The sequence below is a fragment of the Jatrophihabitans sp. YIM 134969 genome, assembly GCF_054456675.1.
Map to the genome: position 1 here is coordinate 30,540 of NZ_JBTJEQ010000016.1, position 26,617 is coordinate 57,156.

The window sequence follows — 26,617 nt, forward strand, 5'->3', positions numbered from 1 at the left end:
CGCTCGAGCAGGCCCCATCCCCGGAGGAGGACAGGCAGTGCCCATCGCCCCGTACATGCCGATCGTGCTGCTGTTCGTCCTCGCGTTCGGCTTCGCGGGTTTCTCGGTGGGCATCGCGCCCTTCACCGGCCCGAAGCGGTACAACCGGGTGAAGCTCGACTCCTACGAGTGCGGCATCGAACCGACGCCACAGCCGGTCGGTCCGCAGCGGTTCCCGATCAAGTACTTCCTGACGGCGATGCTGTTCATCGTCTTCGACATCGAGATCATCTTCCTGTACCCGTACGCGGTCGCCAACGGGGTGCTGGGCCTGTTCGGGCTCGTCGAGATGGTCATCTTCATCGTCACCGTGTTCATCGTCTACATGTACGTGTGGCGACGCGGTGGACTCGACTGGGACTGAGGTAGGAAACCGTGGGACTCGAGGAGAAACTCCCGGAAGGCGTGCTGCTCACCTCGGTGGAGGCAGTCGTCAACTGGACCCGTAAGTCGTCGTTGTGGCCGGTCACGTTCGGCCTCGCCTGCTGCGCCATCGAGATGATGACCTTCGGCGCCCCGCGGTACGACTCCGCGCGGTTCGGCATGGAGGTCTTCCGCCCCTCGCCGCGCCAGGCCGACCTCATGATCGTCGCCGGCCGCGTGACGCAGAAGATGGCGCCGGTCCTGCGCACCATCTACGACCAGATGGCCGAGCCCCGCTGGGTCCTCGCCATGGGCGTCTGCGCGAGCTCGGGCGGCATGTTCAACAACTACGCGGTGGTCCAGGGTGTCGACCACGTCGTCCCGGTCGACATGTACCTGCCCGGCTGTCCGCCGCGGCCGGAGATGCTGATCGACGCGATCCTCAAGCTGCACCACAAGATCCAGAACGAGCCGCTCGGCCCCCGCCGCGCGAAGACCCTGCGCGACCAGGACGTCGAGCTGGTCCCCTCGAGCTACAAGTACGCCCGCTGATGTCGACCGGCAACCCCCAGGACGGGACGACCAACTCGCAGGCGGCCGTCACGCCGACGGCGGCCGCGAAGGACGCCGTGGCCACGGACCTGCCGACCCCGGTCCAGGTCGACCACGACCGCGGAGCCGACGAGGCGACGTTCGGCCGTGAGCGTCACGGCTCGTTCGGCGTGCAGGGCTACGGCGACACCACCGGCTTCTCCCGCCTGGTCCGCGAACCATGGACCGCCCCGGCGGCCGAGCGGCCGTACGGCAGCTACTTCGACGCCGTCGTCGACGCCCTCATCGCCGCCTACCCCGAGTACGACGCCGCGGTCGACCGCGTCGTCGTCGACCGCGGCGAACTCACGCTGTACGTGGCGCGCGAGCACCTCGTGGGGTTGTGCAAGGCCCTGCGCGACGACCAGTTCCTGCGCTTCGAGCTGCTCTCGAACCTCTCGGGTGTCGACTACCTCGGCAGCGAGAAGCGGTTCCACTCGGTCGTCAACCTGACCTCGATGACGTGGCGGCGCCGGATCCGGCTCGAGGTCGCGGTGCCGGAGTCCGACCCGCACGTGCCGAGCGTGACCTCCGTCTACCCCACGGCGGACTGGCAGGAACGCGAGACCTGGGACCTGCTGGGGATCGTCTACGACGGTCACCCCGGCCTGACGCGGATCATGATGCCGGACGACTGGCCGGGTCACCCGCAGCGCAAGGACTACCCGTTGGGTGGTGTGCCGGTCCAGTACAAGGGCGCGAGCATCCCGCCGCCGGACGAGCGGAGGGCCTACAAGTGACGACGTCCGAGGACATGTACGCGGGGAGTCGCGAGACCACCGAGGGTCGCGTCTTCACCGTCACCGGCGGTGACTGGGACGAGGTCATCGGCACCGACCCCATCAACGAGGAACGCATCGTCCTCAACATGGGGCCGCAGCACCCGTCGACCCACGGCGTGCTCCGGCTGGTGCTGGAGCTCGAGGGCGAGACCGTCACCGACGCCCGCATCGTCGTGGGCTACCTGCACACCGGCATCGAGAAGAACACTGAGTACCGCACGTGGACCCAGGGCGTCACGTTCCTGACCCGCGCCGACTACCTCTCGCCGATCTTCAACGAGACCGTCTACTCGATGGGTGTCGAGCGCCTGCTCGGCGTCGAGGTGCCCGAGCGCACCAAGCTCATCCGCATCCTGATGATGGAGATCAACCGCGTCTCCTCGCACTGGGTGTGGCTCGCCACCGGCGGCATGGAGATGGGCGCGCTCACCGCCATGACCAACGGCTTCCGCGCCCGCGAGAAGTGCCTCGACGTCCTCGAGGCCATCACCGGCCTGCGGATGAACCACGCGTACGTGCGGCCCGGCGGCGTCGCGCAGGACCTCCCCGAGAACGGCGTGGAGAAGATCGAGGAGTGGCTCGGCCTCATGCGCGAGGAGCTCGCCGGGGTCGACAAGCTCCTGCGCGGGCAGCCGATCTGGGTGCAGCGGCTCAAGGACGTCGGGTGGATCGGGGTCGAGGGCTGCCTGCAGCTTGGCGTCACCGGTCCGCTGCTGCGCGCCGCAGGTCTGCCCTGGGACCTCCGCAAGACCGACCCGTACCTCGGCTACGAGACCTTCGACTTCGAGATCCCGACCGACGACCGCGGTGACTCCTGGGCGCGGTTCCTCGTCCGCGTCGCGGAGATGCACGAGTCGCTCAAGATCGTCGAGCAGGTGCTCGACCGGCTCGAGCCCGGACCGGTCTGGGTCGACGACCCCAAGATCGCCTGGCCCGCGCGGCTCTCGCTCGGCCCGGACGGCCTGGGCAACTCCCTCGCCCACGTGCAGAAGATCATGAACGGCTCGATGGAGTCGCTCATCCACCACTTCAAGCTCGTGACCGAGGGCTTCCGTGTCCCGCCGGGGCAGGTGTACCAGGCGATCGAGAGCCCCCGCGGTGAACTCGGCGCCCACATCGTCTCCGACGGCGGCACCCGCCCGTACCGCGTGCACCTGCGCGAACCCTCCTTCATCAACCTGCAGGCGGCGCCGGCGATGTCGGTCGGTGGCATGGTCGCCGACGTCATCGCGTCCGTCGCCTCGATCGATCCCGTCATGGGGGGATGCGACCGATGACCACCGACCGCGCACTCACCGCCACCGTCGGCGGCGGCGAGGGCCTGGACCGCACCACGAACCACCGCACCACGGTCATGCAGCTGGATCGCCCGGGCGACGCCTCGGTGTTCGAGCCGTCGGTCTGGGCGGACGCCCGCGCGTTGGCGGCCCGCTACCCCGCGGGCCGCGAGCGTTCGGCGCTGCTGCCGCTGCTGCACCTCGTGCAGTCGGTCCAGGACTGCATCACCCCCGACGGCATCGCCTTCTGCAGCGAGGTCCTCGGCATCACCAAGGCGCAGGTCGCCGCGGTCGCGACGTTCTACACGATGTACAAGCGCAAGCCGGTCGGCGAGTACCTCGTCAGCGTCTGCACCAACACCCTGTGCGGGCTCATGGGTGGCGACGACATCTACGAGACGGTCAGCGACGAGCTCGGCATCGGGATGAACGAGACCCTCGAGGACGGCACCATCACCCTCGAGCACGCCGAGTGCCTGGCCGCGTGCGACTACGCGCCGGTCGTCACCGTGAACTACGAGTTCTTCGACAACCAGACGGTCGACTCCACCCGCGAGCTGATCTCGCAGCTGCGCGCCGGCAACCGGCCGCTGCCGACCCGCGGTGCGCCGCTGTGCTCGTTCAAGGAGACCTCGCGCCAGATCGCGGGTCTGGGTGACCCGCGACCCGAGGCGCGCACCGCCTCGGCAGCGGGCGTCCCCACCGAGATCGGTGTCAAGCTCGCGACCGCCCGGGGCGAGAGTGCGCCGGGCTACCAGGAGAGCGACCAGGTCGCTGCGGCGCGGGCCGAGGTCGAGGGCGCTCCGCGTCGTCGCGCCAACGGTGCAGGCAACAACGGTTCCGGCCGGGATGACACGTCGGGGTCGTCGGGCTCCGCCCCCGCGCCGCAGACCGGTGCCCAGTACGGCGGTTCCGGCGGCGACGGCCGTGGGACCAGCGCCAACGACCAGGGGGCCTCGACCTCCGAGTCCGATCCGAACGCCGGAACCGACGCGACGCCCGGAGGGGACCGCTGACATGCCCTTGACCCCCGTGCTCACCAAGCGCTTCGGCACCCAGCAGCCGTGGCTGATCGACAACTACGAACAGCTCGACGGCTACGTCGGCCTGCGCGCGGCCCTGAAGTACCAGCCCGCGGAACTCATCGACATGGTCAAGGCCTCCGGGCTGCGCGGTCGTGGCGGCGCGGGCTTCCCGACCGGCGTGAAGTGGCAGTTCATCCCGCAGGACAACCCGAAGCCCAAGTACGTCGTCGTCAACGCCGACGAGTCCGAGCCCGGCACCTGCCGCGACCTGCCGATCATGATGAACGACCCGCACTCGGCCATCGAGGGCATCATCATCACCTGCTACGCGGTGCGCTCGAACCTCGCGTACGTCTACATCCGGGGCGAGGCCGCGCACGCGATCCGCCGGATGACCCAGGCCGTCGAGGAGGCGCGCGAGCGCGGTTACCTCGGCACCGACATCCTCGGCTCGGGGTTCGACTGCGACATCGTCGTGCACTCCGGCGCCGGCGCCTACATCTGCGGCGAGGAGACCGCCCTGCTCGACTCGCTGGAGGGCAAGCGTGGTCAGCCGCGGCTCAAGCCGCCCTTCCCGGCGGTCGAGGGCCTCTACGCCTCGCCCACGGTCGTCAACAACCTGGGCTCGCTCGCCTCGGTGCCCTACATCGTGCTCGGCGGCGCCGAGTGGTTCGCGGGGCTGGTGGCGGGTACCCCCGGCGACGACAACCCCAGCAAGGGTTCGCCGGGTTCGTGCATCTACTCGCTGTCGGGCCGGGTGAAGCAGCCCGGGCAGTACGAGGCGCCGATGGGCACCACACTGCGCGAGCTCATCGACATGGCGGGCGGCATGAGCCGGGACCTGCCGTTGAAGTTCTGGACGCCGGGCGGTTCGTCGACCCCCATGTTCGGTGCCGACCACCTCGACATCCCGCTCGACTTCGACTCGGTCGCCAAGGCCGGCTCGATGCAGGGCACCTCGGCGCTGATGATCTTCGACGAGGGCGACAACGTCGTGCGCGCGGTCTACAAGTGGACCAAGTTCTACGAGCACGAGTCGTGCGGGAAGTGCACGCCGTGTCGCGAGGGCAACTACTGGACCGCGCAGATCCTCGAACGCATCCTCGAGGGACGCGGCACCGAGGAGGACCTCGACACCCTCGCCGACGTCGGTGACAACATCCTGGGCCGGTCGTTCTGCGCCCTCGGCGACGGTGCCGTCAGCCCCATCGCCAGTTCCCTCAAGCTGTTCCGCGACGACTACCTCGACCTCATCCGCAGCGGCGAGCCGGCCCCCGGCTTCCGCGTGCTGGCCGGAGCCCACTGAGACATGACTGCCGTAGCGAACACCCCCGGCGCGGGCGCGCCCCCCAAGCCCGAGGACCTCGTCACCGTCACCATCGACGGTCTGGAGATCTCGGTGCCCAAGGGCACGCTGCTCATCCGGGCCGCCGAGATGCTGGGCATCCAGATCCCGCGCTTCTGTGACCACCCGCTGCTCGCGCCCGCCGGGGCGTGCCGCCAGTGCCTGGTCGAGGTGCCCGACATGGGCAACGGGCGCGGGATGCCCAAGCCCGCGGCGTCCTGCACCACCACGGTCATGCCGGGCATGGTGATCAACACCCAGCTGACCTCCGAGGTGGCCGACAAGGCGCAGCAGGGCGTCATGGAGCTGCTGCTCATCAACCACCCGCTCGACTGCCCGGTCTGCGACAAGGGCGGCGAGTGCCCGCTGCAGAACCAGGCGATGAGCAACGGCCGGGCCGAGTCCCGGTTCCTCGAGACCAAGCGGACGTTCGCCAAGCCGATCGCGGTGAGCGAGAACGTCCTGCTCGACCGCGAGCGGTGCGTCCTGTGCCAGCGCTGCACCCGGTTCTCGAGCGAGATCGCGGGCGACCCGTTCATCGACCTGCTCGAGCGCGGTGCCAACCAGCAGATCGGCATCTCCTCGGAGCAGCCGTTCCAGTCCTACTTCTCCGGCAACACCGTGCAGATCTGCCCGGTCGGTGCGCTGACCGGTGCGTCGTACCGCTTCCGCGCCCGCCCGTTCGACCTCATGAGCACGCCCTCGATCGACCCGCACGACTCGTCGGGCTCGGCCGTCCGTGTCGACTGGCGCCGCGGCAAGGTGACCCGGGTGCTCTCGGGTGAGGACGCCACGGTCAACGAGGAGTGGATCAGCGACAAGACCCGCTGGGCGTTCCACGGCGGCGAGCAGACCGACCGCATCCTCGCGCCTCAGGTGCGCGGCGACGACGGTGAACTGCACGAGGCGAGCTGGCCCGAGGCGCTCGAGGCCGCGGCGGCCGGTCTGCGGCGGGCGGTCGACGCCGGCGGGGTCGGAGTGCTCCCCGGCGGCCGGATCACCGAGGAGGACGCCTACGCCTACGCGAAGTTCGCGCGGACGGCGCTCGGCACCAACGACGTCGACATGCGCGCCCGGCCGGGTAGCGACGAGGAACTCGCGTTCCTGGCCGCCCAGGTCGCAGGCGTGACCCCGGCCCGCGGCGGCGTCTCGTTCGCCTCGCTCGAGGTGGCCCCGACCGTGCTCGTGGTCGGCCTGGAGCCCGAGGAGGAGGCGCCGATCGTGTTCCTCCGCCTCCGCAAGGCCATCAAGCGCGGCACCGCCGTCCTGGGCATCGCGCCGTACCTCTCGCGCGGCATGGCCAAGCTCGACGCCGAACTGTTGCCGTGTGCACCGTCGGCCGAGGCCGACGTGCTGCACGGGCTGTCGGAAGCGACCCACACGGCGCTGCGCGCGCCGGGTGCGGTCATCCTCCTCGGCGAGCGGCTCGCGACCTCCCCGGGTGCGCTCACCGCGGCGGCCGACCTCGCCGAGTCGACCGGAGCCACGCTGGCCTGGATCCCGCGTCGCGCCGGTGAGCGCGGTGCCGTCGAGGCGGGCGCCCTGCCGAACCTGCTCCCCGGCGGTGGTCTCGTCACCGACAGCACCGCTCGCGCGGCTGTCGAGTCGCTCTGGGAGGCGCCGGTCCCGGCTGAGCCCGGCCGTGACCTCGCCGCCATGCTCTCGGCCGCGGTCGACGGTTCGTTGGGTGGCCTGCTCATCGGCGGCGTCGAGGTCGGCGACCTGGCGGACCCCGCGTTCGCCCGGGTCGCGCTGGCCGCCGTGCCGTTCGTCGTCAGCCTCGAGCTGCGTGAGAGCGAGGTGACGGCCGCGGCCGACGTCGTCCTCCCCGTCGCCTCGGTCCACGAGAAGTCCGGCCGGTTCGTCAACTGGGAGGGTCGCGAGCGGCCGTTCGGCTTCGCGCTCCCGACCGGCGCGATGGGCGACGCCCGCGTGCTCGACGCCCTGGCCGACGAGCTCGACGTCTTCCTCGACACCGGCAACGAGATCGCGGTGCGCACCGAACTCCGTGCGCTGCCCGAGGGCACCTCGCCCGCGCTGCCGCGCACCTGGGCGACCCCGGCCCCACTGGCGCCGCTCCCGGCGGCCACCGGCGGTCTGCCGCTGCGCCTCGCGACCTGGCACGAGCTGCTCGACGCCGGCCGCATGCAGGACGGCGACGCCAACCTCGCGGCGACGGCCAAGCCCGCCCGCGCGGTCATCTCGTCCGGCACCGCGGCCCAGCTCGGCATCGCCGACGGCGACCCGGTGACGATCGCCGGCCCGGCCGGTGCGGTCACCGTCCCCGCGGTCGTCGACGTCATCGCCGACACCGTGGTGTGGGTGCCCACCAACGCCCGTGGGTGCGCCGTGCGCGACACCCTCGGTGCCGTCAACGGGTCCGTCGTGACCGTCACGGGAGGTGCGGCGTGACCACCAACCTCGCGGCCGGCGAGACGCTGCCCATCGACGACTTCGGTCAGGGGCCGTTCTGGCTGACCCTGATCAAGGTCGTCATGGTGTTCGCGTTCCTCGTCGTCATGACGTTGTTCTCGATCGTCTTCGAGCGCAAGGTCGTCGGCCGGATGCAGAACCGCATCGGCCCGAACCGCACCGGACCGTGGGGCACCCTGCAGTCGCTCGCCGACGGCGTGAAGCTCGCCTTCAAGGAGGAGGTCGTCCCCCTCCTCGCCGACAAGAAGGTCTACTTCATCGCGCCGATCCTCTCGGCCGTGCCGGCGTTCCTCGCGTTCAGCGTCATCCCGTTCGGGCCGGTCGTGTCGATGTTCGGACACAAGACGCCCCTGCAGCTGACGGACCTCCCGGTGGGCGTGCTGGTCATCCTCTCGACCTCGGCCCTCGGCGTGTACGGGCTGATCCTGTCCGGCTGGGCGTCGGGTTCGACCTACCCGCTGCTCGGATCGTTGCGCAGTGCCGCCCAGGTGATCTCGTACGAGGTCGCGATGGGGCTGTCGCTTGTGAGCGTGTTCCTGCTGACCGGCACGATGTCGACGTCGGGGATCGTGCAGTACCAGGGCGGCCCGGGCAGCGACCACCTGTGGAACGTCATCCCGCTCATCGTCCCGTTCTGCATCTACTGCATCGCGATCGTCGGTGAGACCAACCGCGCCCCGTTCGACCTCCCCGAGGCCGAGTCCGAGCTGGTCGGTGGGTTCCACACCGAGTACTCGTCGTTCAAGTTCGCGATGTTCTTCCTGGCCGAGTACATCAACATGGTCACGGTCTCCGCGCTCGGCACGACGTTGTTCCTCGGCGGGTGGCGCGCCCCGTGGCCGATCTCGCTGTGGGAGGGCGCGAACTCCGGCTGGTGGCCGGTCCTGTGGTTCACCGGCAAGGTCGTGGCGTTCCTGTTCGTCTTCGTCTGGCTGCGTGGCACGCTGCCCCGCCTGCGCTACGACCAGTTCATGAGCCTGGGCTGGAAGTGGCTCATCCCGATCAACCTGCTGACGATCATGGCCGTCGCCACCGTCGTGACGCTGAAGAACCGCGGCACCGAGTGGTACATCAGCGCGCTGGTGCTCGCCGTCCCGCTCGTCATCATCGTCATCTCGGCGACGTTGGCGTACGAGACCGCCCAGGCGAGGAAGAAGGCCGTGGCCGAGGCCGACGACCTCGAGGAGGCCCGGCTCGGCCCGGCCTTCCCGATCCCGCCGCTCGACCTCCGGGTGCCGGCCAGCGCCCGGGCGACCCGGTCGCCCACGGCGGGCCTGTCCCGCGAGCAGCGGCGCAAGGCCCTGGCCGGAGCCCGCACGGGCGACGACACCACCGAGTCCGACGACACCACCGACGAGGACTGATTCCCCATGGCCGACGAGAACCTCCCCGCCGAGCGGTCGGGATCCACGCCCGCCCGGCGGGAGAGCTCGCCCGCGCTGCGCACGCCGCCCGCGGTCCACGTGGGCTCGCCCGGCGAGCCCAACGGCACCGCCGCGGGCTTCGCGAAGGGCTTCGGCCTGACCTTCTCGACGATGTTCAAGAAGGTCTACACGCAGCAGTACCCGTTCGACGTCTACCCGACGGCGCCGCGCTACCACGGCCGGCACGTGCTGAACCGGCACCCCGACGGCCTGGAGAAGTGCGTCGGGTGCGAGCTGTGCGCGTGGGCGTGCCCCGCCGACGCCATCTACGTCGAAGGCGGCGACAACACCGAGACCGAGCGCTACTCGCCCGGCGAGCGGTACGGCCGCGTCTACCAGATCAACTACCTGCGGTGCATCTTCTGCGGTCTGTGCATCGAGGCCTGCCCGACCCGCTCGCTCACGATGAGCAACGAGTACGAGCTCGCGCTCGACGACCGCCAGCAGCTGATCTACACCAAGGACCAGCTCATGGCGCCGCTGCTGCCCGGCATGGAGGCCCCGCCCCACCCGATGCGTCTGGGTGACGACGAGAAGGCCTACTACGTCGAGGCGGCCCAGGCCCCGCTGCAGGAAGGCGCCGTGCAGAGCACGGCCAAGGTCGCCGGCAAGCCCATCACCGGGCGCGCGATCGAGGTCGGGGGTCACCACTGATGAGTGCCACCGCCGTCACGCTGCTCGCCGACGGACCTCTCATGCACAACGACGTGCCGCTGGGGGAGGCCATCGCGTTCTGGATCCTCGGCCCGGTCGCGCTCGCGGGTGGCATCGGCATGGTGCTCGCCCGCAACGCCGTGCACTCGGCGCTGTCGCTGGTCGCGACGATGATGAGTCTCGGTGCGATGTACCTGATCCAGCAGGGGCCGTTCCTCGGTCTGGTGCAGATCATCGTCTACACCGGCGCGATCATGATCCTGTTCCTGTTCGTCCTCATGCTGGTCGGTCGCGACTCCTCGGACTCGTTGGTCGAGGTGCTCCGCGGCCAGCGCTGGGCGGCCGCACTGTTCGGCATCGGCTTCGCGCTGCTGGTCGCGATCGGTGTCGGCAAGGCCGTCGCCGGGACCAAGCCGGTCGACCTCGCCGGCCCCAACACCAACGGCCAGAACGTCAACGAGATCGCCAAGTTGCTGTTCAGCCGGTACCTGTTCGTCTTCGAGCTGACCTCGGCGCTGCTCATCGTCGCGGCGATGGGCGCGATGGTGCTCGCCCACGTCGAGCGCGAGGGCCCCAAGATCACCCAGAAGCAGTTGGCGCGGGCCCGCTTCCGCACCAACCGCCCGCAGTCGCACGCCGGCCCCGGCGTCTACGCCTCGGGTGACTCGATCGCCACGCCGGCGATGCTGCCCGACGGCACGCCCACCATGGACTCCGTCGTCGCCGCGGTCCGTGACGGCTACGAGTTCACCGAGGCGGGCGCGGAGACCACCCGCCGCCGCTACATCGACCACCCGATCAGTGAGTCCGACGTGCCCAACAGCGCCGGGTCGGGCGTCGCAGGCGGGGCCGAGATCGAGACGGAGGACGGCCGGCGATGAGCCCGACCTACTACCTGGTGCTGTCCGCCGCTCTGTTCACGATCGGGGCGGTGGGGTTCCTGGTCCGCCGCAACGCCATCGTGGTGTTCATGTGCGTCGAGCTGATGCTCAACGCCGTGAACCTGACCCTCGTCACGTTCTCGCGCATCAACGGCAGCCTGGACGGCCAGATCATCGCGTTCTTCGTGATGGTCGTGGCGGCCGCCGAGGTCGTCGTCGGCCTCGCGATCATCATGTCGATCTTCCGTACCCGACGCTCCGCGAACGTCGACGACTCGAACCTGCTGAAGTACTGACGCACGTGCCCGATAGCCTGCTCGACCGGCAGTTGTTCAACTGCGTGCCCGTGCTCGTCGATCTGAAGGGAACCGACCGGTGACCGCTGCCTCCGGCATCCAGAGCGCCGCCTGGCTGCTCATAGCGATCCCGGCCGTCTCAGCGATCCTGCTGTTGTCGTTCGGCAAGTACGTCAACAAGGTCGCGGCGGCCATCGGCACGCTCGTGCCGGTCGGTCTGTTCGTCCTCACCGTCGCGATCTTCTTCTCCGTCGACGGTCAGCCCGAGGACGAGCGCGAGATCGGGCTGAAGCTGTTCGACTGGATCAGCGTCGGCAGCTTCAACGTCGACGCCGGCCTGCGGATCGACCCGCTCTCGCTGACGTTCGCCCTGCTCATCACCGGCGTCGGATCGCTCATCCACGTCTACGCCATCGGCTACATGGCGGGCGACCCCGGCAAGCGGCGGTTCTTCGGCTACTTCAACCTGTTCATCGCGGCCATGTTGCTGCTGGTGCTGTCCGACAACTACCTCTCGCTCTACGTGGGCTGGGAGGGCGTGGGTGTCGCGTCGTACCTGCTGATCGGCTTCTACTACGAGCGCCCCGACGCCGCGACCGCCGCGAAGAAGGCGTTCATCTTCAACCGCGTCGGCGACGTCGGGCTCTCGGTCGCGATCATGCTGATGTTCGCGTACTTCGGGACCTCCTCGTTCGACGGCGTCTTCGCGGTCGTGGGCAACGGCAGCACCGGCATCGCGCTGGCGATCGGGCTGATGCTCCTGCTCGGCGCGTGCGGCAAGTCCGGCCAGTTCCCGTTGCAGAGCTGGCTCGCCGACGCCATGGCCGGCCCGACCCCGGTGTCCGCGCTCATCCACGCGGCGACGATGGTCACCGCCGGCGTCTACCTCATCGCGCGGTCGTTCCCGATCTTCGACCACTCGTCGGCGGCGCGCACGGTGGTCGTGATCGTCGCGGCGATCACGATCCTCTACGGGTGCATCTCGGCCTGCGGCCAGGACGACCTCAAGCGGGTGCTGGCCTACTCGACGGTGAGCCAGATCGGCTACATGTTCCTCGCGGCCGGTCTCGGCCCAGGTGTCTACGCGATCGCCATCGCCCACCTGGTCGGCCACGGCTTCTTCAAGGCGGCACTGTTCCTCTCGGCGGGGTCGGTCATGCACGGCATGAACGACACCATCGACATGCGCCGGTTCGGAGGGCTGTGGCGCAAGATGCCCATCACCTACGGCGTGTTCCTCTGCGGCTTCCTCGCCATCATCGGCTTCCCGTTCTTCACGGGGTACTTCACGAAGGACAAGATCATCGAGGCCGCGTTCGACCACGGTGGGACGAGCGGCTGGATCCTCGGCATCGTCGGGGTCGTGGGCGCCGCCCTGACCGCGTTCTACATGACCCGCGCCTTCATCATGACCTTCCACGGCAAGCCGCGCTGGGAGGACGACCACGGCCACGGCATCGAGCTGAACGGCGCGCCCGCCCACCCGCACGAGTCCAAGCCGGTCATGACCGTGCCGATGATCGTGCTCGCGGCGCTCTCGGTGGTCGGCGGTGGCTTCCTGGTCACCGGCAACCGCCTGGCCGACTTCCTCACGCCGTCGGTCGGCGCGCCCGAGGAGGCGGCCGACCACACCATCGCCCCGCTGACGCTCACCATCATCACGCTCGTGCTGGTCGCGCTCGGTGTGCTGGTGGCCGTGTTCTGGTTCGGCCGTCGCCCGGTCCCGGACGTCGCGCCGGAGCGGGTCTCGGTGTTCACCAAGGCGGCACGGAAGCGACTCTGGGCCGACGACTTCAACGAGGCGGTGCTCATGCGCCCCGGCCAGTGGCTGACTGCGGCTCTGGTGTTCTTCGACAACAAGGTCGTCGACGGCGCGGTCAACGGCGCCGCCGCGGGCTTCGGAGGCGGGTCGGCGCGCTTGCGCCGCAGTCAGACCGGCTTCGTCCGCAGCTACGCGCTGACCATGCTCGGCGGCACGGTCGCGGTCGTCGCGGCCCTGCTCGCGGTGAGGTTCAGCTGATGCACACGAACAGTTACGAGCTGCTCGTCCTGCTCCTGCTGCCGCTGGTCGGCGCGGGCGCGGTCATGTTGGTGCCGGCGGCCGACAAGAGGCTCGCCAAGCAGATCGGGTTCCTCTTCTCGATCGCCACCCTGGTCGACCTCATCGTCGTCGCGCTGCGGTTCGAGGCGGGCGGTGACCGCTTCCAGTTCACCGCGAGCTGGAACTGGATCAAGGCGTTCGGCGCGCACATCGCGTTCGGCGTCGACGGCATCGCGTTGGTGCTGGTCGCGATGACGGTGGTCCTCGTGCCGTGCGTGCTGCTGTTCTCCTGGAACAGCTTCGACAAGCGCTCGGACATGGAGGAGAAGGGCGAGAACCCGGGCGACCGCGACAGCCGGACCTTCTTCGCCCTGGTCCTGTTGCTCGAGTTCTTCGTGATCGGCGTGTTCATCGCGACCGACGTGTTCCTGTTCTACGTCTTCTTCGAGGCGATGCTCATCCCGATGTACTTCCTCATCGGGAGCTTCGGCGGTCCGCGTCGCCAGTACGCCGCGGTGAAGTTCTTCCTGTACTCGCTGCTCGGCGGCCTCGTGATGCTGGCGTCGGTCATCGGCCTCTACGTCACCACCGGCACCAGCAGCTTCGCCTTCACCGACCTGGTCGGCAAGGTGCCCGACGACGCGACGCAGAAGTGGCTGTTCCTGGGCTTCTTCCTGGCCTTCGCCATCAAGGCGCCGCTGGTGCCGTTCCACACCTGGCTGCCCGACGCCGGCGCCGAGGCTCCGATCGGGGCCGGGGTGCTGCTCGTGGGCGTGCTCGACAAGGTGGGCATCTTCGGGTTCCTGCGTTACTGCATCCCGCTGTTCCCGGACGCCTCGAAGTTCTTCGCGCCGACCATCCTGATCCTGTCGCTGATCGGCATCCTGTACGCGTCGTTCCAGGCGTTCGGGCAACGCGACATGAAACGCCTGGTCGCCTACACCTCGGTGGCCCACTTCGGGTTCATCGGCCTCGGGACGTTCGCGTTCACCACGCAGGGACAGACCGGCGCGGTGTTCTACATGGTCAACCACGGCCTCTCCACCGGCGCGCTGTTCCTCGTCGTCGGCATGCTCGTGGTGCGCGGCAAGTCGCGCACCATCGCCGAGTACAGCGGCACGGCGAAGAAGACGCCGATCCTCGGTGGCCTGTTCCTGCTCGCCGGTCTCTCGGCGCTCGCCCTGCCGGGCATGAGCACCTTCACCAGCGAGTTCCTCGTGCTGCTGGGCACGTTCACGCGGCACAAGGGCATCGCGGTGGTCGGCACCACCGGCATCATCCTGGCCGCGCTCTACATCCTGCTGGTCTACCAACGCACGATGCAGGGGACGTTGTCGAACAAGGTCAAGGCGTTCAAGGACGTCAAGGCGCGCGAGGTGTTCGCCGTCGCACCCCTGCTGGTGCTGATCATCGTGCTGGGCTTCTGGCCGAAGCCCGTGACCGATGTCGTCAACCCGGCGGTCACCGCGACCCTGCAGGACCTCAACACCACCGACCCGCTGCCCGCCTCGCCGGCTGCGGTCACCGCGAACGGACCCGGACGATGAAGCCCTTCGACGCACCGGCGATCGCCTACGGGGCGTTGCTGCCGATCCTGGTGATGCTGGCCGCCGCGCTGCTCGGCGTGCTGGTCGAGGCGTTCGCGCCGCGCGAGTCCCGCTACAGCGCCCAGGTCGGCCTCTCCGTCCTGGCCACGATCGTCGCGTTCGTGTGCCTGGTGCTCAAGCGTGACGACCAGACCGTGACCGTCGGCGGCGCGCTCGCCATCGACGGCTTCGGCCAGTTCATGATGGGCCTGATCCTGCTGCTGGCCCTGCTCGCCGTGATGCTCATGGCCGAGCGGTCGGTCGAGGGCTCGAGCGGCATCGTCGCGCAGGCCTCGCTGGTCGCAGGCTCCGCGGCCGACCGGCGGTTGGCCGAGAGCACCCGGGTCCAGACCGAGATCTTCCCGCTCACCTCGTTCGCGGTGTCGGGCATGTTGATCTTCTCGGTCGCGAACAACCTGCTGCTCATGTTCGTCGCCCTCGAGGTGCTGTCGCTGCCGCTGTACCTCATGGCGGGGTTGTCGCGCCGTCGCCGCCTGCTCTCGCAGGAGGCGGCCGTCAAGTACTTCCTGCTGGGCGCGTTCGCCTCGGCGTTCTTCCTCTACGGCCTGGCGCTGCTCTACGGCTACGCCGACACCGTGGACCTCGCGGGCATCTTCCGGGCGACCAGCGCCGGCAGCCGCTCCGACGTCCTGTTGTTCCTCGGCCTGGCCCTGCTGCTCGTCGGCCTGCTGTTCAAGGCCGGCATCGCGCCATTCCACAGCTGGACCCCGGACGTCTACCAGGGCGCTCCCACCTCGGTGACGGCGTTCTTCGCCGCCTGCACCAAGGTGGCCGCGTTCGCCGCGATCCTGCGCGTGCTCTACGTCGGGTTCGGCAGCACGTCCTGGGACTGGAAGCCGGTGCTCTGGGCCGTGGCCATCGTCTCGATGGTGGTGGGCGCGGTCTTCGGGCTGACCCAGACCGACGTCAAGCGGGTGCTCGCCTACAGCTCGATCGCCCACGCCGGGTTCATCCTGGTCGGCCTGATCTCGCTGTCGAAGGACGGCATCGCGAGCGTGCTGTTCTACCTGTCGGGCTACGGCTTCTCCACGATCGCGGCCTTCGGGCTCGTCACCCTCGTGCGTGACCCGAACGGTGAGGCGACCCGCATCTCGCAGTGGTCGGGCATGGCCAAGCGCAGCCCGTTCGTGGCGACGATCATGACCGTGCTGCTGCTGTCGATGGCGGGGATCCCGCTGACGGCGGGCTTCACCGGCAAGTTCTACGTGTTCCGGGCGGCGTACGACTCGGCCCCGCAGCTGGTCGTCATCGCCCTGGTCACCTCGGCCGTGGCCGCGTTCTTCTACCTGCGCATCATCGTGCTGATGTTCTTCGCGCCGCTGCCCGACGAGCCGCCGGACATCGCCGTGCCGTCCCCGCTCACCACGATCGCGCTGACCGCGGGCGTCGTCGTGACCGTGCTGCTGGGCGTCGTCCCGCAGCCGCTCATCGACATCGCCACCGGGGCTGCCACACTGCGAGGGTGAGCGGACCGACCACGGAGGCGCTGGGGCTCGACCTCGGCGACCCCGTCCTCGACGCCGACCTCCGGCGGGGCCTCGCCGAGGTCGAGCGGCTGCTGCACAGCAGCGTGCAGTCCGACGACCCCTTCATCGCCGAGGCGGCCCGGTTCCTGGTCGACGCCGGCGGCAAGCGGCTGCGGCCGCTCATGACGCTGATGTGCGCCCACCTGGGGTCGCCCGCGGTGCCCGAGGTCGTCACCGCCGCGGCGGTCGTCGAGCTCACCCACCTCGCGACGCTCTACCACGACGACGTCATGGACGAGGCCGAGGTGCGCCGCGGCTCCGCCTCGGCCAACGCCCGGTGGGACAACACGGTCGCGATCCTCACCGGCGACTACCTGTTCTCCCGCGCCTCGGAACTGCTGGCCGACCTCGGCCCCTGGGCGGTCCGGCTGCAGGCGACGACGTTCGCGCGGCTGGTGTCCGGGCAGATCCGCGAGACGGTCGGGCCCCGCGAGGGTGAGGACCCGGTGGCCCACCACCTGGGTGTGCTCGCCGACAAGACCGGCTCCCTGATCGCGACCTCGGCCGAGTTCGGCGCCCGCTTCGGCGGCGCCCCGGACGCCTCGATCGAACTGGTGCGCCGCTACGCCGAGCAGTTGGGTGTGGCGTTCCAGATCTCCGACGACATCATCGACATCGCCTCGGACACCACCGACTCCGGCAAGACGCCCGGCACCGACCTGCGGGAGGGTGTGGCGACCCTGCCCGTGCTGTTCGCCCTGCGCGACGAGTCGCCCGATCCCGCCGCCGCCCGCCTGCGGGTCCTGGTGTCCAAGCCCCTGGTCGACGACGACGAGCACGCCGAGGCCCTCGACCTGCTGCGCCGCTCGCCCGCCCTGGCCCAGGCCCGGCAGACCCTGCAGACCTACGCCGACTCGGCCCTGTCGATCCTGTCCGGCCTGCCCGAGGGTCCGGCCCGCCGGGCGCTGGTCGCGATCGTGCACGGGGTCGTCGAGCGCACCGGCTGAGCGGCGTCGGCGGTCGTTGCAGTTCTGCACGGATCCATGCGGTTCTGGGACGTCCCACCTAGCCTCGGCGGCATGACCCACCACCGGCACGAGCACGCCGCCCACGAGCACGCCGCCCACGAGCACGGCGCCCACGAGCACGACGACGACGCCGGCCTGGGCGAGTTGCTGGACCTGGACGCGGTCGCCCTGGCGGCGTCCTGGGCGCAGGTGCACGCGCTGGTCGCGCAGGCGGCACCGGCGTCGGTGCGGACCGTCGTCGACCTCGGCGCGGGGACTGGCACCGGCACGGCGGCGCTCGCCCGGCTGTTCCCCGATGCCACGGTGGTCGCGGTCGACAGCAACCCCGCCCTGCCCACCCGGCTGGCCGGCAAGGCGCTGGGGGAGCGGGTGCGGGCCGTGGTCGCCGACCTCGACCACGGCTGGCCCGACCTCGGACCGGTCGACGTGGTGTGGGCCTCGATGGCCCTGCACCACCTCGGCGAGCCGGACCGCTCCCTGCGTGAGGTGTTCGAGGCCGTCGTCCCGGGCGGTCTGCTGGTGGCGGTCGAGTTCGACGAACCGGTGCGCGTCCTCGGGGCGGGCGTCGCGGGCGACGTCGAGGACCGCGCCATGGCCGTGCTCCGCCGCGTCCACGAGCGTGAGGTGCCGGAGATCGGGTCGCACTGGGCCGACCGGTTCGCCGCCGCCAGCTTCGAGGTCGTGGGCGAGGAGGCCGTCGCCGTCGACGTCGCCCCACCGGTGTCGCCCGAGGCCGTGCGGTACGCGCAGCTGTGGCTGGGCCGCATCGCCGCCCGCGCGGGCGACCTCGACCCCGTCGACCGGACGACCCTCCAGCACCTGGCGGCCGACCTCGACCCGGCGCTGGTCCACCTGCGCGGCGTCCGCACCGTCACCCTCGCCCGCCGCCCCTGACCCGCCCCTCCTGTCCTGTTCCGTCCCGTCCTGTCCCGTCCTGTCCCGTCCCGCCCCGCCCCGCCCCGTCCCGTCCCGTCCGCCTCGCCCCGTCCTGGTGAGTGGGCACCTTCCCCGTCGAGTGGTCAGCATTTTCTGACCACTCGTGGGGAGAAGTGACCACTCGCCAGAACTCCCGGGGCGGCAGGAGCAGATGTTCACCAGCTGACGCCCCGCCACCCCTGAACCGTCAGTGCGCGACCGTCTTCTCGACGCCGTAGCCCGTCAGTTCGCGGACCTCCATCTCGGCCTGCTTGACCGGGTCGGCCGGGCGGCGGGAGGCGTAGGTGCCGGCGACCGCGGCCAGGAACCCGATCGGGATCGAGACGATGCCCGGGTTGGCGAGCGGGAACCAGGCGAAGTCGCTGTCGGGCAGCATCGAGGTGGCCGAACCCGACACGGCGGGGGAGAAGACGATCAGGACCAGCGCACTGAGCAGGCCGCCGTAGATGCTCCAGAGCGCTCCGGTGGTGTTGAACCGCTTCCAGAACAGCGAGAACAGGATCGTGGGCAGGTTGGCCGACGCCGCGATCGCGAAGGCCAGAGCCACGAGGAACGCGACGTTCTGGCCGTTGGCCAGGATGCCGAGCCCGATGGCCACGATGCCGATCACCACCGCGGCGATGCGGGACACGCGGACCTGCTTGCGCTCGTCGACCTCGCCCTTCTTCACCACGTTGGCGTAGATGTCGTGCGCGAACGACGCCGAGGCGGTGATCGTGAGGCCGGCGACGACGGCGAGGATCGTCGCGAACGCCACCGCCGCGATGATGCCGAGCAGCACGGTCCCGCCGAGTTCGAACGCCAGCAGCGGCGCGGCCGAGTTGACCTTGCCGGGCGCGGCCAGGATCTTGTCCGGGCCGACCAGCGCCGCGGCGCCGTAGCCCAGCACGAGCGTGAGCAGGTAGAACAAGCCGATCAGGCCGATCGCCCACACCACCGAGCGGCGCGCCTCGCGGGCGGTGGGCACCGTGTAGAAGCGCATGAGCACGTGTGGGAGCCCGGCGGTGCCGAGCACCAGCGCGATCGCCAGCGAGAGGAAGTTCAGCTTCGAGGTGCCGTCGAGCCCGTACTGGGCGCCGGGCGCGAGCACGTCGAGCGGCTTCTTCGCAGCGTCGGCGGCGGTCTGGGCGTTCCCGAGCAGTTCGGACAGATTGAACCCGACCTTGGCCAGCACCATCACCGTCATCAGGATGGCGCCGGCGATGAGCAGCGTGGCCTTGATGATCTGCACCCAGGTGGTGCCCTTCATCCCGCCGATGAGGACGTAGGCGATCATCACCAGGCCGACGGCGGCGATGACGACGGCCTGCCCGCCCTCGTCGTCGATGCCGAGCAGCAGCGCGACCAGGCCGCCGGCACCCGCCATCTGGGCCAGCAGGTAGAACAGCGACACCGTGAGCGTCGAGATCGCCGCCGCCATCCGCACGGGTCGTTGCTGCAGGCGGAACGACAGCACGTCGGCCATCGTGAACCGGCCGGTGTTGCGCAGCAGTTCCGCGACCAGCAGCAGCGCGACCAGCCAGGCCACGAGGAAGCCGATCGAGTAGAGGAAGCCGTCGTAGCCGTAGACGGCGATGGCGCCGGCGATGCCGAGGAAGCTCGCCGCCGACAGGTAGTCGCCCGAGATCGCGACGCCGTTCTGCACGCCGGAGAACGAGGCGTCGCCGGTGTAGTACCCGCTCGCGGTGCTGTTGTTCCGGCTGGCGCGGAACACCACGACCAGGGTGACGACGACGAAGCCGACGAAGATCCCGATGTTGACGGCGGGGTTGCCCAGGTCGGTCACCGGTGGCCCCCGTCGGTGGGGAGGTCCGCCCGCTGGGCGGCGAGCCGCTCCCGGAGGTGTTCGGCGGCCGGGTCGACGTGCCGGTCGGCGAAGCGGACGTAGAGCCCGGTGATGACGAACGTCGACACGAACTGCAGCAGCCCGAACACCAGGCCGACGTTCACGTTGCCGACCACCTCGGTCGCCATGAAGTCGTGGGCGTAATCGGCGAGCAGGACGTAGAGCAGGTACCAGACGAGGAACAGCCCGGTCATGGGGAACACGAAGCGGCGGAACCGGCGGCGCAGGGCCTGGAACTCCGGGTCGCGTTGCATGCCGACGTAGGCGTCGCCGGTCAGGGGCGGCGACGTGGCCTCCGCCCCGGAGGAGGGCTTGGACAGGTCGGTCACGGGTGGTCCCTTCGTCGTGGTGACCCGGGTCACGGGACAACTCACCCTAACCGGACGCGAACCGTCGGGGAACCGTCGGCTGACACGGACCCGACGACGGATCACGACGGATCGGGGACAGAGCAGTCGGGTGACGGGTGCGCGACCGCCACCCCCACGGCAGGATCACCGGGTGACCACGACGACGCCCCCGCCCGAGACCGGCCTGCGGCTCGCCACCGGCCGGGGGCGGGCGGTCGTCGCCGCGACCGTGCTCGCGTCGGGCATGGCACAACTGGACGGCACCATCGTCAACGTCGCCCTGCCGCGCATCGGTGAGGACCTCGACATCGGGCTCACCAGCCTGCAGTGGGTGGTCAACGCGTACACGCTGACCCTCGCCGGGCTGCTGCTGCTGGGCGGGTCGCTCGGCGACCGCCTCGGGCGTCGCAAGATCTTCCAGATCGGCGTGGTCTGGTTCGCCGTCGCCTCGGTCGGCTGCGCCGTCGCGCCCACGGGGGAGTTCCTCATCGCGATCCGCGCGCTGCAGGGCATGGGTGCGGCGTTGCTGACCCCGGGCTCGCTCGCCATCCTCGAGGCGGTCTTCCGCCGCGAGGACCGCGCCGCGGCGGTCGGGTCGTGGTCGGGCTTCGGAGCGATCGCGGGCGCGCTCGGCCCGATCCTCGGCGGCGTCCTCGTCAGCATCGGCACGTGGGGCTGGCGGCTCGCGTTCCTCATCAACGTCCCGCTGGGCGTCGCGGTGCTGGTGGCCGCCCGGCGCATCCCCGAGACCCGTGACCCCGCGGCGGCCGGTCGCCTCGACGTCACCGGCGCCGTGCTCGCGGCCCTCGGCCTCGCCGGGGTGGTGTTCGGGCTGACGTACGGGCCGTCGGCCGGGTGGGGCGTCGCCACGGTGACCACGCTCGTCGTCGGCATCGCCCTGGTCGTGGCGTTCGTCGGGTGGGAGATCCGCACCCCGCACCCGATGCTGCCGATGTCGCTGTTCCGCGACCGCACCTTCTCGGCCGGCAACGTCCTGACGTTCGTGCTGTACGCGGCGCTCGCCGGCGCGTTGTTCCTGCTGCCGGTGCAGCTGCAGCAGGTCAGCGGCTACAGCCCGTTCCAGGCCGGGATCTCGCTGCTGCCGATGACCGCCATGCTGTTCCTGATCTCGTCCCGCGCGGGCCGGCTCGCCACCCGCTACGGCCCGAAGTGGTTCATGACGATCGGCCCGGTGATCGCCGGGGTCGGGTTGATCCTGCTCTCGCGGGTGGGGGCGGACGCGAACTACGTCGCCGACGTGCTCCCGGCGATCCTCGTGTTCGGGCTCGGCATGTCGATCACCGTGGCGCCGCTGACCGCGACCGTCCTCGCCGCCGCGCCCGACGGTGAGGCGGGCGTCGCCTCGGCCGTCAACAACGACGTCGCGCGGACCGCCGGTCTGATCGCGGTCGCGGTCCTGCCGGGCCTCGCCGGCATCACCAACGCGGCCTACCGGAACCCGGCGGCGCTGTCAGCGGGCTTCGACCGCGCGGTGGTCATCGCGGGTGTCGCCGCCATCGCCTCCGGACTGGTGTCGGCCCTGTTCGTCCACAACCGCGTCCTGCACGACGACGGGGGCGACCGCGCCGTCCCGCTCACGCAACCGCATCCGCGGTAGCAGCGTGTGCAACGCGACGCCGATGGTCACGGCGTACGCGAGCGTGCCCCAGCCGACCTCCCCGCCGAGCAACCAACCGACGACGAGAACCGTGAGTTCGAGGCCGGTGCGGACCACCCGCACCGGGTGACCACGCGCGGCGAGCCCGGTCATCAGGCCGTCGCGCGGTCCGGGGCCGAGCCCCGCTCCGACGTAGAGCGCGGTGGCGACGGCGTTGAGCGCGATGCCCGCGACCAGCACCGCGATCCGTGACGCGAGCGCCGACGGCGTGGGCAGCACGTCCAGGGTGACGTCGATGGCGGTCCCGACCAGGACGACGTTGAGCAGGGACCCGATGCCCGGCCGCTGGCGCAACGGGATCCACAGCAGCAGGACGGCCGCGCCCACGATCACGGACCACAGCCCGACACTCCCGCCGACCGTGACCGACAGCCCCTGGTCGAGCACGCCCCACGGCGCGAGGCCCAGACCGGCGAGCAGCATCAGACCCATGCTGACGCCGTAGAGCACGAGCCCGACCAGCAGCGCGGTGAAGCGTGCGGTGCGGCGGTCGGGCGGCAGCGGCAACAGCACGCGGGTCAGCCGTGACGTCATGGCGTACAGCGTGACAAGATTGGTCTGCTCCCGACAAGGCCAATCCTGAGGAGGTGGCATGGACCGCGAGCAGCTGCTCGAGGCCCTCCGGCCGGTGGTCGCCGGCGGCGGCCCGGCCTACCTCGCCCTGGCCGACGCGCTGCGCGGTCTGGTGCTCGACGGCCGGCTGCTCGTCGGCGACACCCTGCCCGCCGAACGGCGCCTGGCCGTCGACCTCGGCGCCAGCCGGACGACCGTCACCGCGGCGCTCGACCTGCTCCGTGGTGAGGGCCTGCTGGTGAGCCGACAGGGGAGCGGCACGGTGGTGGCCGCGGTGCCCGACACCGTCGACCGGCCCGACGAGACGTCGTCGGTGCGAGGCGTCCTCCGACCCGACGACATCGACCTCACCGTGGCCGCGCCCGCGGCGCCCGCCCTGCTCGGGCCACTCGCGTTCGAGGCGGCGGCCCGGCTCCCCGCCCTGCTCGCGGCGCCGGGGTTGCACCCGCTGGGGCTGCGCGACCTGCGCCAGGCCATCGCGCGGCGGTACCGGCAGCGGGGCGTGCCGACCACCCCCGACCAGGTCCTCATCACGCAGGGCGCGCTGCACGGGTGGGACCTGGTGCTGCGCACCTTCGCCTCACCGGGCGAGCTGGTCGGGCTCGAGGTCCCGACCTACGCGGGCTGCACCGACGCCGCCCGGGCGCACCACGTGCGGCTGTCACCCATCGGGGTCGACGAGCGTGGCTGGTCGCTCCCGCGCGGCGGGACCCCGCCGGTGCTCGCGATCGTGACCCCCGACCACCACAACCCGACCGGGGCGCACGCGTCGGAGAGCCAGCGGCGTGGCCTGGTCCGCGCGCTGCCGGACACCCTGCTGGTCGCCGACGAGACCTTCGCCGAGCTCACCCTCGACGACGACGTGCCCGACCGCCGACCGCTCGCGAGCTTCGGCCCGGACGTCGTCAGCGTCGGGTCGCTGTCCAAGCTCGTCTGGGGCGGTCTGCGGCTGGGGTGGATCCGGGCGTCGGCGGGGACGGTCGCCCGGCTGGGGTCGGTGCGGGCCTCCCAGGACATCGCGGCCCCGGTGCTCGACCAGCTGCTCGGCGTGGAGGTGTTCGCGCACCTCGACGCGATCCGCGCCGAACGGGTCGCGTTGCTCCGTGCCCGCCGCGACCACCTGCTCGCTCTGCTCGACGGCGCCGGGTGGCCCGCGGCCCGGCCGTCGGGCGGGATGGTGCTGTGGGCGGACCTCGGCGAGGGGGCGTCCAGCACGCGCCTCGCCGCCGCCGCGCGGGCCCACGGGGTGCGGGTCGCGCCCGGCCCCCGCTTCGCCCTCGCCGGCACCCACGAGCGCTACCTGCGGCTGCCGTTCGCCAAGCCCGAGCCGGTGCTCACCGAGGCGGTCGAGCGTCTGCGCCGCGCCGCCGCCGACCCCCACCGCCCCACCGCCGACGCACCCCGCTGGACGGCCTGACCGCGGAGCGGGAGGGACAAACCGGCTGCCCTACTCGTCGACCGTGATCGTGGTGCGGGACCGCGCGAACTCGCGGATGTCGTCGGGGAGGTCGTCGCCCGCGGCGAGCAGGGACGGCAGCAGGTCCCGCTCACCCATCTCGGCGCGGTAGACCAGGGAGACGGTGACCTCGTGCTCAGGACGCCGGACGACCGTGAGCGGGTCGCCGGAGCGGATCGTGCCGGGCACCAGCACCCGCAGGTACGCGCCGGGGCGGGCGTCGGCGGTGAAGAGCTTGAGCCACCCGGTCTCGCCGACCCAGCCGCGGAACGTCGAGCACGGCACGCGCGGCGCGGTCACCTGCAGCTCGACGGTGTCGCCGATGCGCCAGACCTCGCCGATCCGGGCGTCGTCGACGTCGATGCCGACCGTGGTGAGGTTCTCGCCGAAGAACCCGTTCGGCAGCTCCCGGCCGAGCCGCCCCGCCCAACGGTCCAGGTTCTCGCGGGAGAAGGCGTAGACGGCCTGTTCGTCGCCGCCGTGGGCGCCGACGTCGCCGATGAAGTCGCCGACCAGCCCGCTGCCCAGCCCACCGTGCTTCGGCCCCGGGTCACGGACCTCGACCGGGCCGTCCTGCGGGCGCTTGTCGATCCCCGTCGAGTCGACCGCCTTGTACGGGTTGGGCTCCGGGGAACCGAGGTTGACGGTGTCGACGCGCGGCTGCTCCACGGCTCCAGTGTGCCGGGGCTGTCGCCCGGGTTCGGAGCACGGCAGGATGCCCGCGTGGATCTGCGCTTCGAGGCCGTCACGTTGCGGGTGGCCGACGTCGACCGGGCCAAGGCCTACTACGAGCAGGTGGGGTTCGGCCTCGACGTCGACCACGCCGCGGGTGAGGGGTTCCGGGTCGTGCAGTTCACCCCGCCCGGCTCGCCCGCCTCGGTGATGTTCGGCATCGGGCTCGGCACCGCTCCGGGCGGTCCGGTGACCGGCCTCTACCTCGTGGTCACCGACCTCGCGGCGGCGGTCGCGGACCTCACCGACCGCGGGGTGACGCTCGACCCCGTCCGGCACATGACGCCCGAGGGCTGGGCCGACGGCGTCGACCCGGCCCACGCCGACTACAACACCTTCTCCGGGTTCACCGACCCCGACGGCAACGGCTGGCTGCTGCAGGAACGCGGCCACCCCGACCGGGCGCCCGCCTGAGTCAGGCCTTCTGCGACGACGTCAGGGTGGCGTTGACGATGATGTTGACGTCGACGTCCTGGCCGTCGTCCACGCCGCAGGTGATGATGACGACCCGGTTCGGCGTCTTCTCGGCCATGAGCGGTGCGACGTTCGCCGCCTGCGACTTCGACACCGCGTAGGCGCTGTCGACCGTGTAGGTCAGCACGCCGTTCGGCGTGGTGAGGATGATCTTGTAGCCGTTGATCGCCGTGGTCGGGTACGTCGGCACGCCCGCGAGCGCCACCGGCTTCGCCATGTCCATGTGGGCCATGGCCGTGGTCGACAGCGGGGTCAGCACCAGCGGCGCCTGGGCCCAGGAGTGGCCGAGGATGTAGCTCGTCCCGCCCGAGCCGACGCCCGGCGCGACCCCGAAGCCCTCCTGCACCCAGCAGACGGTGTGGTACTGGTCGCCGGGCGGGTCGAGCGGTCGCACGTTGTCCATCCCGCAGACCTTCGCGGGGATGTCGAACGCCGGACCGGTGATGCGGAACCCGGTGGGGGCTGCCGGGGCGACGAGGTCGTGCGGGACGGGAGGCGTCTTGGTCTTCGGCGCGGCAAGCTTCGGGAACACCGCGAGTTCGACCGTGTGGGTGACCGCCCGCTGGGCGGCCGGCCCCGCCCCCGCTTCCTCGGCGCCCGAACTCGGGCTCGCGACGAGGGCGACGGCGGCGGCGAGGACGAGGGCGACCGCCACGACCAGCGCGGTCAGACGCGACCGACGGGTCGACAGGTTCGCGGTCATGTCCACCCTGCAGGGTCGGCGTCACGGGGCGCGGCCAGCGTAACCCGGCCCGGACAGATCGGACCACGCCAGACGCCGGCCGTTCAGGGCCGCAGGTCGGTCGCCGCCCGGAACGAGCCGTCCATGAGGAACGGCACGGAGGTGTGCTCGTGGGTGACGAGCCAGGTGCCGTCGACCCGCCGCAGCCCGAGCGTGGTGCGGAACCACAGCTCGAACCCCGCACCCGCGGGGTCGGCCATCCGCTCGAGCGCGGTCACGAAGGCGACGTCGCCGCCCACGGTCACCTGCACGTCGCGGACCCCCGAACCCACCCGGCCACCCTTGCCGTCGAACCACTCCTGCAGCGCCTCGACGTCGCGGGCGCCGTCGGCCGGCTGCACCAGCGGAGGCGCCAGGCTGAAGACGACGGCACCGGGGGCGTACTGCGCGACGATCGCGGCGGCGTCGCCCCGCTCCATCGCGGCGACCCGCGTGTCGACGACCGCCCGGATCGCGGTCTCGTCGGTGTCGGTACTGGTGTCGGTGCTGGCGGTGTCGCTGCTGCTGGTCATGGCCTGGTCCCGTCCTCGGTCGTCGGCGCTGCGTCCTGCGGCGTCGTCCACCCCGGTGTCGAAGCC

Annotated in this window: 24 protein-coding genes and 1 pseudogene; 19 read left to right on the forward strand and 6 right to left on the reverse strand. The window is 70.9% G+C overall.

What is annotated here, in order from left to right:
• Positions 1-55: 55 nt before the first annotated feature.
• The 16 genes from ACXR2U_RS10465 (at position 56) to ACXR2U_RS10540 (ending at position 18,146) form a co-directional block, all read left to right on the forward strand.
• Positions 56-403, forward strand: a complete 348-nt coding sequence (locus ACXR2U_RS10465) for an NADH-quinone oxidoreductase subunit A (protein WP_458825016.1) — start codon at positions 56-58, stop codon at positions 401-403.
• A gap of 11 nt (positions 404-414) precedes the next feature.
• Positions 415-954 (forward strand): NuoB/complex I 20 kDa subunit family protein, encoded by a 540-nt coding sequence (locus tag ACXR2U_RS10470; protein ID WP_458824959.1) that lies wholly within the window; start codon positions 415-417, stop codon positions 952-954.
• Positions 954-1,733 carry an NADH-quinone oxidoreductase subunit C gene (locus ACXR2U_RS10475; RefSeq protein WP_458824960.1) on the forward strand — a complete coding sequence of 260 codons (780 nt, stop codon included), beginning with the start codon at positions 954-956 and terminating at the stop codon, positions 1,731-1,733. The genes ACXR2U_RS10470 and ACXR2U_RS10475 overlap by 1 nt, the downstream gene beginning before the upstream one ends.
• A gap of 14 nt (positions 1,734-1,747) precedes the next feature.
• Positions 1,748-3,052, forward strand: a complete 1,305-nt coding sequence (locus tag ACXR2U_RS10480; RefSeq protein WP_458825017.1) for an NADH-quinone oxidoreductase subunit D — start codon at positions 1,748-1,750, stop codon at positions 3,050-3,052.
• Between the two features lie 77 nt (positions 3,053-3,129).
• Entirely contained in the window at positions 3,130-4,068 is a 939-nt protein-coding gene (nuoE, locus tag ACXR2U_RS10485; protein ID WP_458825018.1) for an NADH-quinone oxidoreductase subunit NuoE, read from the forward strand.
• 1 nt (position 4,069) lies between these two features.
• On the forward strand, positions 4,070-5,383 hold the full coding sequence (gene nuoF / locus ACXR2U_RS10490) for an NADH-quinone oxidoreductase subunit NuoF (RefSeq protein ID WP_458824961.1): 1,314 nt from the start codon (positions 4,070-4,072) through the stop codon (positions 5,381-5,383).
• Between the two features lie 3 nt (positions 5,384-5,386).
• The gene (locus tag ACXR2U_RS10495) at positions 5,387-7,834 is read left to right on the forward strand and encodes an NADH-quinone oxidoreductase subunit G (RefSeq protein ID WP_458824962.1); all 2,448 of its coding nucleotides are present in this window, start codon (positions 5,387-5,389) and stop codon (positions 7,832-7,834) included.
• The gene (nuoH, locus tag ACXR2U_RS10500; protein WP_458824963.1) at positions 7,831-9,219 is read left to right on the forward strand and encodes an NADH-quinone oxidoreductase subunit NuoH; all 1,389 of its coding nucleotides are present in this window, start codon (positions 7,831-7,833) and stop codon (positions 9,217-9,219) included. Before ACXR2U_RS10495 ends, nuoH begins: the two co-directional genes overlap by 4 nt.
• Before the next feature lie 171 nt (positions 9,220-9,390).
• Positions 9,391-9,933 (forward strand): NADH-quinone oxidoreductase subunit NuoI, encoded by a 543-nt coding sequence (gene nuoI / locus ACXR2U_RS10505; RefSeq protein ID WP_458825019.1) that lies wholly within the window; start codon positions 9,391-9,393, stop codon positions 9,931-9,933.
• On the forward strand, positions 9,933-10,814 hold the full coding sequence (locus ACXR2U_RS10510) for an NADH-quinone oxidoreductase subunit J (RefSeq protein WP_458824964.1): 882 nt from the start codon (positions 9,933-9,935) through the stop codon (positions 10,812-10,814). Before nuoI ends, ACXR2U_RS10510 begins: the two co-directional genes overlap by 1 nt.
• Positions 10,811-11,110 (forward strand): NADH-quinone oxidoreductase subunit NuoK, encoded by a 300-nt coding sequence (nuoK, locus tag ACXR2U_RS10515; protein ID WP_458824965.1) that lies wholly within the window; start codon positions 10,811-10,813, stop codon positions 11,108-11,110. Before ACXR2U_RS10510 ends, nuoK begins: the two co-directional genes overlap by 4 nt.
• A 79-nt stretch (positions 11,111-11,189) precedes the next feature.
• Positions 11,190-13,130, forward strand: a complete 1,941-nt coding sequence (nuoL, locus tag ACXR2U_RS10520; RefSeq protein WP_458824966.1) for an NADH-quinone oxidoreductase subunit L — start codon at positions 11,190-11,192, stop codon at positions 13,128-13,130.
• Positions 13,130-14,698 carry an NADH-quinone oxidoreductase subunit M gene (locus tag ACXR2U_RS10525; protein ID WP_458824967.1) on the forward strand — a complete coding sequence of 523 codons (1,569 nt, stop codon included), beginning with the start codon at positions 13,130-13,132 and terminating at the stop codon, positions 14,696-14,698. The genes nuoL and ACXR2U_RS10525 overlap by 1 nt, the downstream gene beginning before the upstream one ends.
• A complete protein-coding gene (gene nuoN, locus ACXR2U_RS10530; protein ID WP_458824968.1) occupies positions 14,695-16,224 on the forward strand; it encodes an NADH-quinone oxidoreductase subunit NuoN in 1,530 nt (509 codons plus the stop codon). Before ACXR2U_RS10525 ends, nuoN begins: the two co-directional genes overlap by 4 nt.
• Complete coding sequence (locus tag ACXR2U_RS10535) at positions 16,221-17,231, forward strand: polyprenyl synthetase family protein (protein WP_458824969.1); 1,011 nt, start codon at positions 16,221-16,223, stop codon at positions 17,229-17,231. Before nuoN ends, ACXR2U_RS10535 begins: the two co-directional genes overlap by 4 nt.
• 72 nt (positions 17,232-17,303) lie before the next feature.
• On the forward strand, positions 17,304-18,146 hold the full coding sequence (locus tag ACXR2U_RS10540) for a class I SAM-dependent methyltransferase (protein WP_458824970.1): 843 nt from the start codon (positions 17,304-17,306) through the stop codon (positions 18,144-18,146).
• Positions 18,147-18,375: 229 nt separating this feature from the next.
• Here the strand turns inward: ACXR2U_RS10540 and ACXR2U_RS10545 are convergent, their stop codons facing one another.
• The gene (locus tag ACXR2U_RS10545) at positions 18,376-19,974 is read right to left on the reverse strand and encodes a solute symporter family protein (RefSeq protein ID WP_458824971.1); all 1,599 of its coding nucleotides are present in this window, start codon (positions 19,972-19,974) and stop codon (positions 18,376-18,378) included.
• Positions 19,971-20,288: a DUF485 domain-containing protein gene (locus ACXR2U_RS10550; protein ID WP_458825020.1), complete on the reverse strand. Its 318-nt coding sequence runs from the start codon at positions 20,286-20,288 to the stop codon at positions 19,971-19,973. Before ACXR2U_RS10550 ends, ACXR2U_RS10545 begins: the two co-directional genes overlap by 4 nt.
• Before the next feature lie 340 nt (positions 20,289-20,628).
• Between ACXR2U_RS10550 and ACXR2U_RS10555 the strand changes: the two are divergent.
• Positions 20,629-21,741 (forward strand): annotated as a pseudogene (locus tag ACXR2U_RS10555) (DHA2 family efflux MFS transporter permease subunit); the annotation flags it as partial.
• Positions 21,742-21,855: 114 nt separating this feature from the next.
• Here the strand turns inward: ACXR2U_RS10555 and yczE are convergent.
• Positions 21,856-22,596 (reverse strand): membrane protein YczE, encoded by a 741-nt coding sequence (yczE, locus tag ACXR2U_RS10560; protein WP_458824972.1) that lies wholly within the window; start codon positions 22,594-22,596, stop codon positions 21,856-21,858.
• Positions 22,597-22,654: 58 nt separating this feature from the next.
• On the opposite strand from yczE, the gene ACXR2U_RS10565 reads away from it, so the two are divergent.
• On the forward strand, positions 22,655-24,052 hold the full coding sequence (locus tag ACXR2U_RS10565) for an aminotransferase-like domain-containing protein (protein ID WP_458824973.1): 1,398 nt from the start codon (positions 22,655-22,657) through the stop codon (positions 24,050-24,052).
• Positions 24,053-24,082: 30 nt separating this feature from the next.
• Here the strand turns inward: ACXR2U_RS10565 and ACXR2U_RS10570 are convergent, their stop codons facing one another.
• Positions 24,083-24,760, reverse strand: a complete 678-nt coding sequence (locus ACXR2U_RS10570; protein ID WP_458824974.1) for an MOSC domain-containing protein — start codon at positions 24,758-24,760, stop codon at positions 24,083-24,085.
• A gap of 54 nt (positions 24,761-24,814) precedes the next feature.
• Here ACXR2U_RS10570 and ACXR2U_RS10575 point away from each other — a divergent pair, with 54 nt between their 5' ends.
• Positions 24,815-25,237, forward strand: a complete 423-nt coding sequence (locus tag ACXR2U_RS10575) for a VOC family protein (protein ID WP_458824975.1) — start codon at positions 24,815-24,817, stop codon at positions 25,235-25,237.
• Between the two features lies 1 nt (position 25,238).
• On the opposite strand, the gene ACXR2U_RS10580 is transcribed toward ACXR2U_RS10575, so the two are convergent.
• Positions 25,239-26,000, reverse strand: a complete 762-nt coding sequence (locus ACXR2U_RS10580) for a sortase domain-containing protein (RefSeq protein WP_458824976.1) — start codon at positions 25,998-26,000, stop codon at positions 25,239-25,241.
• An 83-nt stretch (positions 26,001-26,083) separates the two neighbouring features.
• Positions 26,084-26,551 carry a YybH family protein gene (locus tag ACXR2U_RS10585; RefSeq protein ID WP_458824977.1) on the reverse strand — a complete coding sequence of 156 codons (468 nt, stop codon included), beginning with the start codon at positions 26,549-26,551 and terminating at the stop codon, positions 26,084-26,086.
• Positions 26,552-26,617 lie beyond the last annotated feature (66 nt).